The 15310-nt window shown below is 56.3% G+C and carries 11 protein-coding genes; 1 reads left to right on the top strand and 10 read right to left on the bottom strand.

The annotated features are described in order from the left end of the window. Positions 1-158: 158 nt before the first annotated feature. On the bottom strand, positions 159-707 hold the full coding sequence (locus PA598K_RS03850; protein ID WP_128655585.1) for a hypothetical protein: 549 nt from the start codon (positions 705-707) through the stop codon (positions 159-161). A gap of 102 nt (positions 708-809) precedes the next feature. Here PA598K_RS03850 and PA598K_RS03845 point away from each other — a divergent pair, with 102 nt between their 5' ends. Continuing rightward, positions 810-1886, top strand: coding sequence for a helix-turn-helix transcriptional regulator (locus tag PA598K_RS03845; RefSeq protein ID WP_128655584.1), 1077 nt, complete (start codon positions 810-812; stop codon positions 1884-1886). Between the two features lie 558 nt (positions 1887-2444). On the opposite strand, the gene PA598K_RS03840 is transcribed toward PA598K_RS03845, so the two are convergent. From PA598K_RS03840 to PA598K_RS03800, 9 genes are all read right to left on the bottom strand, one after another. Further along, complete coding sequence (locus tag PA598K_RS03840) at positions 2445-4514, bottom strand: hypothetical protein (protein ID WP_128655583.1); 2070 nt, start codon at positions 4512-4514, stop codon at positions 2445-2447. Between the two features lie 29 nt (positions 4515-4543). Continuing rightward, positions 4544-5479: a carbohydrate ABC transporter permease gene (locus tag PA598K_RS03835; RefSeq protein WP_128655582.1), complete on the bottom strand. Its 936-nt coding sequence runs from the start codon at positions 5477-5479 to the stop codon at positions 4544-4546. 14 nt (positions 5480-5493) lie between these two features. Beyond that, entirely contained in the window at positions 5494-6426 is a 933-nt protein-coding gene (locus tag PA598K_RS03830; RefSeq protein ID WP_128655581.1) for an ABC transporter permease, read from the bottom strand. Positions 6427-6444: 18 nt separating this feature from the next. Then, a complete protein-coding gene (locus PA598K_RS03825) occupies positions 6445-8094 on the bottom strand; it encodes an extracellular solute-binding protein (protein WP_128655580.1) in 1650 nt (549 codons plus the stop codon). A gap of 348 nt (positions 8095-8442) precedes the next feature. Beyond that, positions 8443-10764, bottom strand: coding sequence for a helix-turn-helix domain-containing protein (locus PA598K_RS03820; protein WP_185601530.1), 2322 nt, complete (start codon positions 10762-10764; stop codon positions 8443-8445). A 283-nt stretch (positions 10765-11047) separates the two neighbouring features. Then, positions 11048-12295, bottom strand: a complete 1248-nt coding sequence (locus PA598K_RS03815) for an ABC transporter substrate-binding protein (RefSeq protein ID WP_221414093.1) — start codon at positions 12293-12295, stop codon at positions 11048-11050. 110 nt (positions 12296-12405) lie between these two features. Then, positions 12406-13539 (bottom strand): efflux RND transporter periplasmic adaptor subunit, encoded by a 1134-nt coding sequence (locus PA598K_RS03810; protein ID WP_128655577.1) that lies wholly within the window; start codon positions 13537-13539, stop codon positions 12406-12408. Positions 13540-13558: 19 nt separating this feature from the next. Beyond that, positions 13559-14413 carry a carbohydrate ABC transporter permease gene (locus PA598K_RS03805; protein WP_128655655.1) on the bottom strand — a complete coding sequence of 285 codons (855 nt, stop codon included), beginning with the start codon at positions 14411-14413 and terminating at the stop codon, positions 13559-13561. 25 nt (positions 14414-14438) lie between these two features. Continuing rightward, positions 14439-15308: a carbohydrate ABC transporter permease gene (locus PA598K_RS03800; RefSeq protein WP_128655576.1), complete on the bottom strand. Its 870-nt coding sequence runs from the start codon at positions 15306-15308 to the stop codon at positions 14439-14441. Positions 15309-15310: the final 2 nt, after the last annotated feature.

The raw sequence follows: 15310 nt of genomic DNA, 5'->3' as shown, positions 1-15310 counted from the left end.
GATATGGAATCGCCTCGACACGCAGTCCCGCGTGTCGAGGCGCGCTATCTCAACGACCGTTCGCGGACACGAACTGCCGTCCATCAGATTCTAACGTTCGCCCTGAGAGCGTTAGAGCAACTACGGGCGATCAAACTTCCCTTGCCAAGTCTGCCCCGTCAAGGCGCAAAAATCGCCGGATGATCGCGGCGCCAGGCGCCAATGCAGCCGATCAGGCAAGCGGTATAGCTCCGCATCGCGTAGCCGGACTCGCCCGCCTCGTACTCGATGACGAGATTGAGGCCGGGCTTGCGCCAGGCCAGGATGCGGCCGTCAAAGCCCGGCCACTCGCAATCCTCATCGAGCTGGGGCGTGCCGTAAGTCTGGATCGCCAGCTCCGGCGCAGTGGCCATCGTCAATCCTCCCGGGAGCGGAGCGGCGTAGGGCGCTTTGATGCGGTCATCCGCTCCCGGAGCGAGGAAATGGACAGCGCCGATCCTCCATGCCTCCGGGTCTTCATACTCCCTGCCGGTCAGCTCCCGGAGCTTGGCCGGCAGATAGATGTCCAGGCGGATCGACGCCTTGGCCGACCAGATGATGTCGTCATTGAAGTAACTGTTAGGCTTGGGCATCCGCTTGACGCCCAAAGGCTGCAGCACGGCTTGCACCTGCTGGGGATGATAAGGATGACCTAACAGGTCAGCTAACTGCTCCGAAGCTTCTTTCATGTCGCGTTCTTCCTCTCTTCTCATCGATAGGTATCGCAATACGGATCATATCGACTTGCTTTCCTTATGATATCCTATGAGAGGAAAGGAGAGGAAGCTTTTATGCGGCAAACCGAGATTGAGAAGGCAATGTTATATATTGAAGAGAACTTGACGAGGACGTTTACGTTGCACGAGGTGGCGCAGCACTGCCACTACTCCCCGTATCACTTCTCCGTGTCCTTCCACCGGACGTTCGGCGAGACGATGAAGAGCTATCTCCGCAAGCGTCGGCTGACCCGCGCAGCAGAGCAGCTCAAGGCGACGGACAGCAGCATTCTGTCGATCGCGCTAACGTTCGGGTACGGCTCGCAGGAAGCTTTTTCGCGGGCGTTCGTGGAACAATACGGAATAACGCCCCATCGGTATCGCGAGACGCAAACGCCGATCCAAGAGACGCACCCCAAGCCCCTCCTGACGCCCCGACAAGGGGGTGATAGCATGCAAGACAAAATTCAACAGCTGCAAGAGCAAATCGGCGCGCACGCTCCGGCGAACATTTTGCATGTGCTGAACGGCTCCCACATGCTGGAGCAATTCAAGGCGAACAAGCTGACGAAGGAGAATGCGACGTACGTACCCTTTAATGAAGCGATGTGCTGGGGAGAGACCGAAGCGGAGATTTTCTCGCCGTCCTTTGTCCAAGCGAGGGTGCAGTCCCTTCAGACCACGGAGCCAGAATACCGCAGCATCGTTATCGAGTCGCTGAGGCCTCTCTTCGAGAAGCGCTTCGATATTATCGTCCTGTGGTTCGGCGATGATATGTTCTGTCAGCTCAATCTGATCACGATGCTGGCTTATCTGGACCAGATCGGCTACGAGGGCGATGTGTTTTTTTGCATGGCGCTGGAGCGGATCGACGACTTCCTCGCGGATGCGTACGAGATCGACCCTCGCGGCTATGCCGGGGTCTATCAGTCAGTGCTCTGCAATCGCCAACAGCCGACAACCGTGACGATGCCGGTGACGTATCAGGCGATCCGCCTGTACTTTTCGTATATGAGCGAGGGCAGTCCGATCGTCGATTATATCCGGCGACATCGGGACAAGGATAACCTCGTCGCCGATCTGTTGCAGCAGTTCCCCGAGTACGGCCTCGGCGATCGGCAATATGAACAGATGATCGAGCTATACGGGTAAGAGCGCGGTTTGCGCACGCTTGTGCGCAAACCGCGCTCTCTTTGGCTACAAGCTAATACTCCTTATCCTAAGAATGACCCTGACCAGCCTGGCCAGCTGACAAAGAGCCTGTCTGAGCTGAAATAACTGCAAATGTACATTTAAATCCTCCTAAAACAGTTGTTTCGGGCTGAATAACTGCAATACTACACTTAAATTTAAAGAAATCGGACCGATACGTGTTTTTTCTTCATATTAAAGGTATTTTTGCAGTTATACTTCATCTTCTTGGACAGAAATTGATAAATAAATGTATTTTTGCAGTTCTTGTGCTTCTCGTCCCCAGTACGCTTTCACCAAAGTTCCCTGCAAGCAACGAAAATTCAGCCCAATCTCCTGCCCTCGGAGACTGCAAACACGCTCTACGCCTGATGATGATAGACGTCCCAGCCCAGATATTTCGTAAAAGCCTCCTGTACAGCTCCGGCTACCGTAGACAAATTCAAAAAAAGGATGATTGCAAGGCAGCCTTCGCCCCGCAATCATCCACTGATGCTCAAAGTTGGTGTGATCGTCCGATCAAGTCTTGCGATCCGCCGCCGTCTCCGCCCGCCATAACGTTAACCGCACGCGTATCGCTCGCTCATCCGAACGGATGACGGCAAGCCGGTATTCGCCATTGCGATTGCCGCAGCGCTCCTCCTCGATGTCCAGACGGCCTGTCGTCGACAGGCTGTAGCGGTCATCGCCCAGGATGACGGTCGCCTGCACGTCATCGCCGTTGCACTTGATCGCCAGGCCGCTCTCCTCGGCGCCGTTGTCACAGAAGAGCGGCACCCTGTAGCGGATCGGAGACAAGTCTGTCCGCGCGGTCCCTGCATCTGTCCCCGGCTGGGCTCCCCGCAAATCGCCAGGCCCAGGCGCACCAGCCGTCCCTTGCTCGGCCGCCATCGCATCGTGCAGCAGCATTCCTTCGCCCGCCCGCAGCTCGCCTGCGCGGTCGCCATCCGCGACTCTCTCCTCCAGCTCCAGCACAGCCTCGATGTCCAGCCCTTCCGGCGACAGCGCATACGTCTCCCGCAGCGTGTGGCCGTCCGGCAGCTCTCCTCCGGAGTAGACGAGGCTGAAGACGACGCGATCCGCCTCCTCTGCATGCACCGTCAAGCGATGCTCCAGTCCGGCGGCCTGCTCCGCCAGATAGGCGACTGTCCCGTCAGGGCGCTCCCAGCCGGGCCCGATCGCTGCCGCCCGGGCCGCGACGCCGTGCGGGAGCAGGTAGCCTGGGGCCCCGCTGAGCGGCGAGGACAGTCCCAGCTCGGCGGGCATCCCGCGGCGATGGTACCGTCCCAGTCCCGTCGCGTCATACCGTCCATCGGCGGCGGTGTCGAGCTGGATGGACTGACCGCCGGCCGAGGCGACAATCTGGTGAAAGGCTGGCGAGGTCGCCAGCACGTAGCCGCCCGCCTCCGCAGGACAGGGCTGCTCGGCAATCGCGTCATCGGCGAACAGATAAGCCATATAGGCAAAGCTGCCGAGCGTCACCATGTACTTGTCGTAATAGGCGTACGGCTCGGCTCCGTAGCCGGAACCGATGGCATAGCCGTTTTTGACATGTCGCGGCGGCGTCATCTCCAGCACCCAGCGGCGCACCGCCTGAGCCGACAGCCTCGCGCTCCGCTTGAATGCGCCCGCCAGCTTGACGCGGCCCGCACGCTGATGGCGCGACGCCTCATACTCCGCGCAGGCTGCGGCCAGCGCCTCGTTGAATTGGAACTGGCTGCTGCGCCCGCCGTAGGGGATATGCCCGGCCGCCGACTGGAGGAACAGCGTCATCATGCCCCCCGCTTCCAGATGTCGGTCCAGCTCCTCCGCATAAGGCCCCTCATAGCTATAAGCGAGCATGAGCTGGATATGGCAGCGAGCCGCCAGATCGTACAGCAGCGGACAGCCGGGATCGCGGTACATGCCATTGTCGTCGAACCTCCCGAGCTGCAGCGGCCAATGGGCGTCCAGATAGGAATCGGCATCCGTCATCCCCTCTGTCTGGCGCAAATACTCGCCTGCCATATTGTACAGGTTAATATTGTGCAACCGATCCGTATCGGGGACCGCAGTCCGCGTATGCACATAGTTGACCTCGGGATCGACAGTAGCGAGCAAGTCAGCCCACGCCCGAAGTTGCCCGGCATCGACATGAAGCTTCATCGCCTTGTAGGCTAGCAGCAGCTCCTTGGTCGCGAAGTCGGCCATCTGATCTCCGGTCATCCGGGGCAGCTGGCGGCAAGCCGCCTCCATCATCTGCTCCCACAACGGCTGCAGCTCCGCCCGCCGCCCTGCGCCGATGAGTCCGCCGAGCACGCACACGATGCGGGAGTACGCCTGCATATCCTGCGGTCTGCCCTCGCCGTCCCTGCCCCAGCTCGCATCTGCGAGCTCCAGGCCGTACCCGGAGAGCGAGGCCTCCATCAATTGAAGGTAGGTCTCCCTAGTCTCGCCCGTCGTCACGAAGTCCGCAGGCACCTCCATCTCGTCGATGTAGGCGTACAACCGGCGGTCGGACGGCCACCCGCCCCCGCGCGCTGGGAGCTGCACAGGACTGGCGCTCCTGCTCAGCTTCATATCTTCCCGCTTCAGCTCTGCCTTCTTCACTCCGCCGCCCTCCCGGTTTCGTTATGCGGTCAGCCCTTCAGCGAACCGATCATGACACCCTTTACGAAATACTTCTGAATAAACGGATACACGCACAGGATCGGGATCGTCGCGACGACGATCAAGGAATATTTGAGCACCGCCGCCGCATGGGCGTTGGCGATCTGCAGCTCAGGGTCCATGATCATGCTGACATCGACCTGATTCATAATGAGAATCTCGCGCAGGATGATCTGCAGCGGATAGAGCGAACGATCGTTAAGGAACATCAAGGCATTAAAATACGCATTCCAGTGGCCGACTGCCGCGAACAGCGTAATGACCGCGATTACTGCCTTGGACAACGGCAGCACGAACGAAAAGAAGAAGCGGACATCGCTGCAGCCGTCGATGCTCGTCGCCTCGATCAGCTCCTTGGGGATCGAGGATTGGATGAACGTCCGCGCGATAATCATGTTGTACACGGACAATGCGCCTGGAATGACCATCGCCCACATCGTGTTCAGCAGGTGCAGATCCTTCATCAGGATATAGAACGGAATAAGTCCCCCGCTGAAAAACATCGTAAACGTGAACAGCAGCATGAACAGCCCGCGTCCCTTCAGCCCCGGTCTGGAAAGCCCGTAGGCGCAGGTCATGACGACACATACGTTAAGCGCGGTTCCAAGGATCGTGTACAGAAACGTATTGCCGTACGCCCGCAGGATATCCTTGTTTTTGAACACAGCCTCATAGCCCTCCAGACTAAAATCGACGGGCCACAGCAGCACCTGACCCGAGGAGACGGCGTTGCCGGAGGAGAAGGAGGCCGACAGTACATACAGCAGCGGATAGGAAACCGCGATCAGGATAAACGTCAGGCAAAAGCCCGACACGATGTAGTACGCCCGGTCCGAGGCCGGGTGCGTGGAAAACTTCCTTTTGTGCGGCTTGGCGTCGCCAAGCGAGGTTGAGAGCTTTGCCATAGTCACTTTCCTTCCTACCACAAGCTGGTGTTGCTGAACTTACGGGCGGCGTAGTTCACCATGATGAGCAACACGAAGTTGATGACGGAATTAAACAGGCCAATCGCCGTCGCGAACGAAAAGTCGCCGGTGCCGATCGTCAGACCCACCTTGTACACGTAGGTCGATATGACCTCGCTGCGCGAGATGTTCAGCTCGTTTTGCATGAGGAACACCTTCTCGAAGCCGACCTCCATGACATTGCCGACCGCCAGGATCAGCATGATCGTCGCTGTAGGCAAGATGGAGGGAAAGTCGATATGCCGCACCCGCTGCAGCCGCGACGCGCCATCGATCTGCGCCGCCTCGTGCAGATGCTCGTCGACCGAGGACAACGCCGCGATATAGATGATGCTGCTCCAGCCGATGCCCTGCCAGATGCCCGACCAGACGTACAGATGCTGGAACGCGCCGGGATTGGCAAAGGCATCGGGCAGCAGATCGCCCGTAAAAAACGTGTACAGCGCCCCGAAAGCGCCCGTCCGCGGGTTAAAGATCTGCACCAGCATGCCGACGATGACGACCGTCGAGATGAAGTGGGGCATATACGATACGGACTGGACGAGCTTTTTGAATTTGAGCCCCGTAAAGGAATTGAGCACCAGGGCAAAAATAATCGGCAGCGGGAACGAGATCAGCAAGCTGTACACCGACAGACTGATCGTATTCCAGATGATCGTCCCGAACTGGTACGAGTCGAAGAACCGCCGGAAGTTTTCCAGCCCGATCCACTCGCTGCCCCAGATGCCGAGGTTGAAATTGTAGTTTTTGAAGGCAATCTGAACGCCCGCCATCGGCACATAGGAGAAAATAATAATGTACACGGTTGCAGGCAGCAAAAACAGATAGAGCTGCCAGCCCGGCAACCAGGCCCTCTTTGGCTCATTCAACGTTTTGTTTGCTCGCATAAGCTGATCTCCGTTCCGTTATTCCGAACGCTCGTAAGCGGCCTGGATAACCTCCAGATATTGATCGAGCCCCATTTTGTTCAGCTCGGCCAGATAATCGTCCCATTGCGTGAGCGGACGGTTGCCGGTGATAAACGCCACCGCGCTTTCATTGACATAGTTGTCGATCGCCGTCTTGCTGTTGGCGATGCTGCGCAACTCCTCCGGCGTATAGTTGAGCTTGACGATAACCTCATCCGGGAAGGTCGGCACGTAGCCCTCCATGTACGCGGGACGCCAGTTCGGCACGGGATGATCCTCGCCTTTCTTGAGATTCGAGGCGGTGCGGCTGATCTCCAGCGGACGGTAAGCCGGGTTGGCATCGTTCCAGTGCTTGTTTTGCGGATTGTTCCACAACGAAGGATTGAGCTCGGCCACGGCCGCAGCCAGTCCTTGCGATTCCTCGAACGGTCCCAGATAATCGGCCGTCACCGCAGGATCGTCGCTCCAGTCGACGCCTTTCTCGCCGTAGCGGCTAGCCAGCGACATCTCGGGGTCGAGCATGTAGTCGCCGACCTTGAAGGCAAGCTCGGGATCTTTGGCATCCTTGGTGATGAACCAGAGCTGAGTCGGCAAGGACGGGCTATACGGCGTCGCCGCTAGGCCCGACGGGCCCTTGACTGGAGGCAGCAGCGTCATCTGACTGTCGAGCTCCGGGCCAAACGTGCTGTAGCTGCCGGCAGTGACCATGCCTGCCATGCCCCCTGGCACATTGATCAACGCCTTCAGCTGCGTCTCGTCCTGGGTGAACGATTGCGAGGAGAACAGTCCTTCCTTGACCAGCTTGTTCATATATTCAAGCCCTTGCTTCCACTCCGGTTGGGTGAAGGCAGGATACACCTTGCCGTCCTTCACATTCATGTAGCTCTTGCCGGGATCGGCGTAGATGAAGGCATTCATCAGATAGACGCGCGGATTTTGCGACCAGCCGTTCAGAGAGCCGACCAGACCGACCTCATCTCGCCGGCCGTTTCTGTTCGGATCTTGCTCTACAAAAGCTTTAAGCGTCTCGTACAGCTCATCCGTCGTCTGCGGGATATCCAGTCCGAGCTTCTCCAGCCACTCGCCATTAATCCACGCCCGGTTGGAGCCCTCATTCCATTCGTTCGGCGCATAACGCGGCAGCGCGTACACTTTGCCGTCCGGCAGCTTCATCGCGTTGTAGACGAAGTCCCTGTCCGGTATGCTGTTGAAGTTGGCTGCCAGCTCGGCGTCGTTCAGATAGTCGTCCTGGGGGATGAACACACCCTTGGACGCGTAATCGTACACGGTCGATTCATTGAGATAGATGTTGACGACATCCGGCAGCTCCGCCCCGGAGGAGACCATCAGGGAGAGCTTCGTCAGCGCCTCCTCGACCTGACTCGGCAGCTCCAGGAACTTCAGCTCGACGTTCATCGCTTCCTCGACGAGCTTGGTATAATGATTGGTCTTGTAGTCCTCGACGTTCGGATTGGCCTGGACGGCCACCGTGATGACGGGACGGCCCCCTGTTGACTCTCCCCCGCCCGCAGCCGGTTTGTCATTGGTCTGGTTATTGCCCGCGCAGCCTGCCAGCAGGCCGCCCGCCATCGTACAGGCCAGCAGAGCCGCTGGCAGCTTCTTTCTCAGTTGTACTTGTTTCCTCACTCTGTATTCCTCCCTTGATGGTTTGCTCAGTTTTCAGACTTGTTGAAAAATAAAGCCTACGGTCACGGGATCGATCTTCCGATCGCTGTTGTCCCCAGATTTCTTTATTTGAACCGCATTAGCGGTTGAAATCCGGGGACTACACGCTTTCTGCAAGAAAGCGACTTCGGAAGCATAAGCTTCGCTTCTACAGATTCGATCCCGTGCCTCTTCGGCCTTTTTTCAATCGTCTGATGATATCGCTTTCATTCACATTGTAGGAGGGAAGGCCGGCGACGAAAACCGTTACTTCACTCATTCGCTGTCAGCGGGTAAGAATCGGGGCACTTCCATTTTGCGCGGGCGCTGTCATTCCGTAAGATCGCGGTGATTGGCCCGCCAAACGGTAGGGGTGACGCCGTGTTTTTTGGAAAAGGCGCGGTAAAAGGTATTTTCGCTGCCGAACCCGCATTGTCTCCAGACCCAGCTATTCGCCTGCTCGGTATCGAGCAGCAGCCGCTCCGCATGAGCCAGGCGGATGTCCTCGATATATTTGCCCAACGTTTTGCCGGTCTGCTCCTTGACAAAGGAGAACACATACTTCTCGGAGATGAGCAAATCGCTGGCAATGGCGCCCGCCGACAGCGCCGGATCGCTGGCGTGCTCGCCGATGTAATCGAGCAGGTTGGCCTTCAGCTTGTCGTTATTGCTCTTCTTGCTGCCGATGACGACCTCGCATAACTCCAGCGCCGTCCGTCGCAGCTGATCGGCGAGCCGAACGATGTCCTGCGATTGATCATAGACCGGCAGCTCGAGCGAGCGGCCCTCCTCGCCGACTGTCCCGCCCCCGATGACGCGATAGGCGCTGGCCACGGTCTGACGCACGGAGAAAAAAAGCTGCAACTGGTCCTGTTCAGATAGCGCATAGGCGGTCAGAGGTCTCAGACTTCCATCCAGCAGTTGACTGACCTGGCTCGTCTCGCCTGCGATCAGCGCGTCATAGAGCTTGAGCAAGACCGCATTGTCGAACGCAGGGCCCGGCTCCGCTCCCGCCGATGGCTCGAACAGGTAGACGCCGCTTGCCGCTTCGTTCTCATTGATGCCCAGCGCGTATTTGGCCTGCTGGTAGGCGGCCTTCGCCGCCTCGGGACCGGACATCGTCTCGCTGAGACCGATGCTGATGGTGATGTTCAGCGACGCCTCCGCACTGAGCGAGCGGATCAGCTCGGACAGCCGGGCTTTGAGCTCGGCTCGTCCGACACGCGACTCCTCGGGATCGAGGAACAGGAGGAATACCGTCTCGTTGGCATGGAGATTCAAGGCCAGCGGCCGCTGACTCAGCATGGCGACGCATCCCGCCTCCAGCCGCAGGCCGAGGTTTTGCTGGGCGGCTCGGGATGCGGCATGACGTTCATCCTCTACCTGGTAGACCGCCTTCGCGACGACAAACCGATCGAATGCGGAGCCGAAATACGCCGCGGCCTCCTCCTTTTCCCGCTCCGTAAACACACCCAGGATGAGCAGATGCTTGGCAATCGAATATTGGATGGAATCGCTCAGCGCTTCGATCTGTCCATGCTGCGCTTCATTGAGGGTGTGAATTTCGGTAAAGGCGTTGTTCAAATACTTGAACTCATTGTCGAGCGTAAATCCCGTCTTGGTCGAGCGGGACGCGGTATCGACCAACTGCTTGATCGAGAGCGCCTCCCGCGTCGAGAACAGAAAGGCCAGCAGCACGATCAGCGCCGTACCGCTCACGATATATAGCAGCACCAACTGCAGCAACGAATTGACGTTATGCTCAAAGGACGCGGCCGGTATGCCGACCACCGCCGTCAAGCCAAGCAGCTCGCTCGGCTCGGATAGGGCAAGATACGACACGCCCGCCACCTCGATGCCGTCGAACAGGCCTCGGACTGGGTCGACCTGCTCGATCGGTCGATCGGCATCATAATTGTGGGACAGCAGCATACGCCCCTCGCTGTCGGCGATATACACGATATGATCCGACCATTGATCGGCATAGATCAGCTTGTCGAGCAGATCTCTGCGATCCATATCGATCGCCAGCACGCTTTGCGGCTCAAAGGCGTTGAAGTAGGAATTGTTGACGACGGCGGTGATGCCGTCGAACGGCTGACGGCTATAATAGGAGGAATACACCTGCTCCGCCGGATAGAGCTTGACGATATAGCTCTCCCCGAACAGCCGCTGCTGCCACGCTTCGGCCGACAAATTGCTGTAACGGTAGAAGCGCCCATACACATCCTCATAATCGTCCGAGGAGATATGGTTGGAGATAAACACCGGATTGTCCTTGAACCGCAGATAGGCGTTGGAATACATATCCTGGGTCAACGCCAGATTTTTCAGCTTGGACTGCACGACGTGGATGTCCGGGTAATACTCGCTGGAGGGCGCCCCTTTCAGAAAAAAAAGACGCTTGAACGCCTCCTCCTGTCGCAGCATATTCGTAATCGTCTGTGCTTGCAGCACCTGCTGCTCCAGCATCTCTACGCCGTCCGCCAGCTTGGATTCGCTATTGTCGAGCGTCAGCTGCTTGGCTAGCCCGTAGGATTTGTAGTACAGCGGGATGATCATCAGCAGCAGGATGGCCAAGATAAGGCCGTACTTCATAAATCGTTTGCCGAAGATCAATGCGGCTGGATGTCGCTTCACCCATTCCTTCATTCGTCGTGCGCCCCCTTGCTCGTAATCTCTTTTTATAGTAATCGCTTTCAAATTTTTCGCCAGCAAATCGCCAACGCGCATCCTTACATATAGATTAAACCATATCGCATATCGCCCTTCGGATAAACCTCCAATTTCTGCTCTCGGCTGTCACAGGGTAAGAAAAGCCTCGCCAGGACAGGCTTTCTGGCACGAAAATGCAGAAGAGGCCGCTCATCCATTGAGCAGCCTCTTCCGCATAAATTCATACTATGATTTATCGTATCTCCCTCTGCTTGCAGCGTTATTCATTCAAATACGTTGTCACCCGGTTCTGGATCAGCTTGCTGACTTCTTCAGCCGATTTCTGACCGTTTTTGTAGCTTTCAAACTCCTCTGTCGCGATCGTTAGCACTTTCAAGTCGCTGAGTTTTCGCGCCCCCGCCTCCGAGATCAGCTGCTGCACCTCTGCAATCCGGTTTTTAATCGTTTCGCTACTCGGCAGCATGTCCTTCGGGATCGGCAACTCCAGCGTTCCGTTTTCGATTTTCTCCACCACTTCATTTAATCTCTTGTCCGTGGCGGTTTTATTCATTGGCAATCCGAACAGATCGGGCGAAGCTTGCATCTCGTCAGACAGCAAAAACTTGATGAACTCCCATGCTTCAGATTGAACCTCAGATTTGCTGTTAATGCCAAGACTGTCTATCGCTTTGAACGGTACGCCTTCTTGTTTTCCTGTCGCACTTGGATTATGGTAATAGTCCAGGTTCGAGGGCATGGTCAATGCGGCTACAGGATTGAATATGCCGACCATTCGAAACACTGCTTTGGCAGGATCGGATGCCATACCTTCGTTGAGCAAGCCTTCATCATAGATCGATTTTATTTCCTCCATCATGTTGCGGAACAGATCCGAGTCAAAGCCCGGTTGCCCCTCTCCGACCAACTCCTCATAACGATCCTCGATGTACGTGTGGAGGAGCGGTGACATCATCAAATTGTAATATCCCTCGCTCCCTCCTTGCTCCTTCAGCTTTTTGGCGACATCGCTGAATTGGCTCCAGGTCCAAGGCGCATTTTTGTCAACGGAGATGTTCAACTCCTTTAACAACTCGGTATTCCCCTGGATCGTCTCGAGCGAAAAGGAGAGCGGTATCGTATACAAGCCTTCTCCGTCCTGGGAGGCCTTCAAAATATTGTCGTAGATCGTATTTCGATCAAACGAACTGCCGTCGGCTATAAGGTCATTCAAGTGGGCCAAGCGGTTTTTTTCGACGAATTTATGTTGAGGCAGGTTGTTCATGAGGATAAGATCGGGGCCGCCGTCAGAAACAACTTGGGTCGTCACCGACTGCACATATTTTTCAATGTCTGCCAAGGAGAAGCCCTCCCTCGCCCCGCCGCCTTCGGTTCCTTCCGACGCTTTGTATTCTTTAATTTCGATCCGAATGTCGTTGTGCTTTTCCTCAAATAACCGCACGGCGGTCTCCAGGAACCTATTACTGCTCAGCACAGAGAAGACGACGGTTTTCTTGCCGTCTTTCGTCAAGCGTTGGGAGTCGCCTGGAGCGTCGCTCCCGACGTTCGAACAAGCGGACAGTATGCAAACGAGGGCCAACAGCATAACAAAACCAGACTTTCTCAACATCAATCACCCTTTCAATTTAATCGAATCCGATTGCCTTCCTGCAGCGGTTCGCTGGATTCCGTCACAATGTCTTCCTCCGGGTATACGCCTTCAAGCACGACAATCTCCTCGTCGGTTCCCTTCCCCGTTCTCACATAAGCCTTCTGGACTGTATAGGTGTTGCCGAGCGAGCTTCTTTTTTCGCGCACGACAAAGACGTAGCTTCCAGCGCTATCTTTTTTGAGCCATGTTTTATCGATCACTAGTCCCTGCTCGGGAAACGGCTTCTCCCAGCTAACGGTGGCCGACTCGCCTCCTTTGAGCTTGTCTCCCGGTACGTGGACGACGATTGTTTTCTGATCCTTGACGTCACCGTCCGGATTACCGCCCTCGTCCTCCGGCCCGTCTCCTCCGTTGCCTCGGGCAGCAGCCTTGATTTCGGCCACTGTTCCTTCGATCTGCAAGGGGTTATCCCCATCCACGCGAACAGGCGCCTGCTCGTCTAGTTGCAGCAAGTCGGCGAGTTCTTTTTCGACCGTAAACGCGAGCTTGAAGCCTTCGCTGGCATCTACGATCGTCATCAGCGGCTGCCCCTGTGGAATACGCATCCCTTCCTCGGCTTGAAGGTTGACCACATACCCGTCGACCGGCGCAGTCAGCGTGCGTTTTCGTTTCAGCTCCTGTCGCAGCGCTTCAATCCTCCGCGTCGCTATGTCTGTGTCGATCCGATCCATTTCAATGTCGCGTTTTGCTTTGCGGATCTCCCCCTCGTCGCCTGAATGCTGAGCGGCGATAAACTGCTCTCTGAGCAACTCCCGGTTCAAGCTCCTTTTTTTCAGTTCGTCCTCCTCATTGAGGATCTGCTGCTGCACCTCTGTCCCGTCGAAGGTGACGAGCGCCTGCCCCTTTTTGACTTGCTCTTCCTTGCGAACATGCACCTTCTCCACCATCCAGCCGCTGTCGCTGTTTAATTCGATTTGCATGCGCGGCGTCAGGAGGCCTCCGCCTTCGATGCGATGGGTCAACGTTTTTTTGACCGGCTTCGCGGTTGTCACTTTGGGCAGCAAGGCGGTTTGAAGCGTCTGACTGAATAACGTGAACCCGGCCAGGATGAAGAGCAGCATCGCCAATCCCAGGCCAAGGATCCGTTGTTTGCGCTGTACCATGGTTCCACTCTCCTTTCGCTCAGCCTTTCACGCCGGATAGCTGGATGCCTTCGATAAAATATCGTTCCGCGCTTAAAAAGAGAAGCACCATAGGCAGCATGTAAATCACGGAAGCCGCAAAAGATACGCTGAGCATATCTTCCTGGATGCGGGCGAGGAAGACCGAGAGCGGCTGCATCGCGGCATCCTGAAGAAAAATAAGCGGTTGCTCGACCATATTCCAATAATCGACGAACAGGAGCACGAGGAGTGCGGCAATACCCGGGCTCACCATCGGCAGCGCAACCGATGCGAGGATGCGCAGCATACCCGCCCCATCCATTTTGGCCGCTTCGATATATGACGAATGGATGTGGAGCATAAATTGCCGGAGCAGAAACACGCCGAAGGGGCCAAACACGCCGGGCAATATGATGGAGCCGGCATGGTTCAGGAGCCCTAATCGCTCCGCCATCAGGTAATTGGGCACGAGCGTTACCTGAAAAGGCATCAGCATGGTCGCCAAATAGAGAAGAAACAAGCCCTCCCTGCCCGGAAACCGCAGCTTGCCGAACGCAAAAGCGGCGAGAGTCGCCACGACGGCTTGTCCGAGGATGATGGGCGTCACCAAATAAACGGAATTCCAGAACAGGTACAGAAACTCCGGCGTCGCGATCAACACTTTGTAATACTGCTGGAACGATACCCAGTCAGGGATCCACTTCAGATTAACGAATACGCTCGTATCGGTTTTGCCCAGCATCCCGTAATTCGCCACCATCTCTCGCTCTGTCATCAAAGAGTTGACGACGGTCAGCACGACGGGCATGAGCAGCGCCATAGCGACAGGAATTAACAGTAACGAGCGAAACAGCGGTGCGCCCCATCGCTTCATCACGTTATTCACCTCATTTTTGTGCTTACTCCATATAGGAGCGGAATAACCGCTCCGTGCGGAACAGGACGAACACGAGCATCATCATGCCCAACGCCATCAACACGGCGGCGGCCGACACTTTTTGGATATCGAGGGACAAAAACATATTGTTCATGTAATGCTGCATCATGTAAATCCGATCGTGCGGATAAGCGCCCGCGACGAGATAGGTCTCGCGGAACACCTTGAACGAATTCAACACGGACATCAGTACGACCAGAAACGTCGTTGGCGTCAAATAGGTGAGCGTAATGGAGAACAGCTTGCGAACGGGGCCGGCCCCTTCCAGATCGGCGATTTCATAATATTGCTTTGGGATGTTCTGCAGGCCGGCCAAAAACAGAATGACATTGTAGCCTATGTTTTTCCACACAAAGACCAGCATGATCACAAACCCAGCCCATTCGGATTTCATCCAGTCTTGACGATCAAAGCCAAACTGCTGCAATACGGCGTTTAACGCCCCATTCCAATCGAACAGAATCTGCCAGACCAGCACGATCGAAGCAACGGGCACGACAAGGGGCAGCACGTAAGCCGTGCGAAGCCAATTGCGCAGGAACAACCGTTGATTCAAGAGCATGGCCAGCAAGAGCGAAGCCACGACAACAATCGGTACGCTGATGGCTGTGAACCAAAAGGTGTTGGAGGCCGCTTTCCGAAACGACGAACTATGGAGCAAGGCATCGTAATTGGACAACCCAAAGCTTCCTCCCGCTCCAACCTCGAGGGAGTGCATGACGCTCTGGCCAAACGGAATGAGGTAAAAGAGAGAAAATCCCGCCAGACTTGGAGTCAATAAACCGATGGCGAAGATCGTTTCCGACCGGATAAGCCGTCTGATCCTGTTCATCC

The organism is Paenibacillus sp. 598K (genome assembly GCF_003851045.1).
Lineage (GTDB): Bacteria > Bacillota > Bacilli > Paenibacillales > Paenibacillaceae > Paenibacillus_D.
This window is presented reverse-complemented; position numbering and strand designations above follow the sequence as displayed.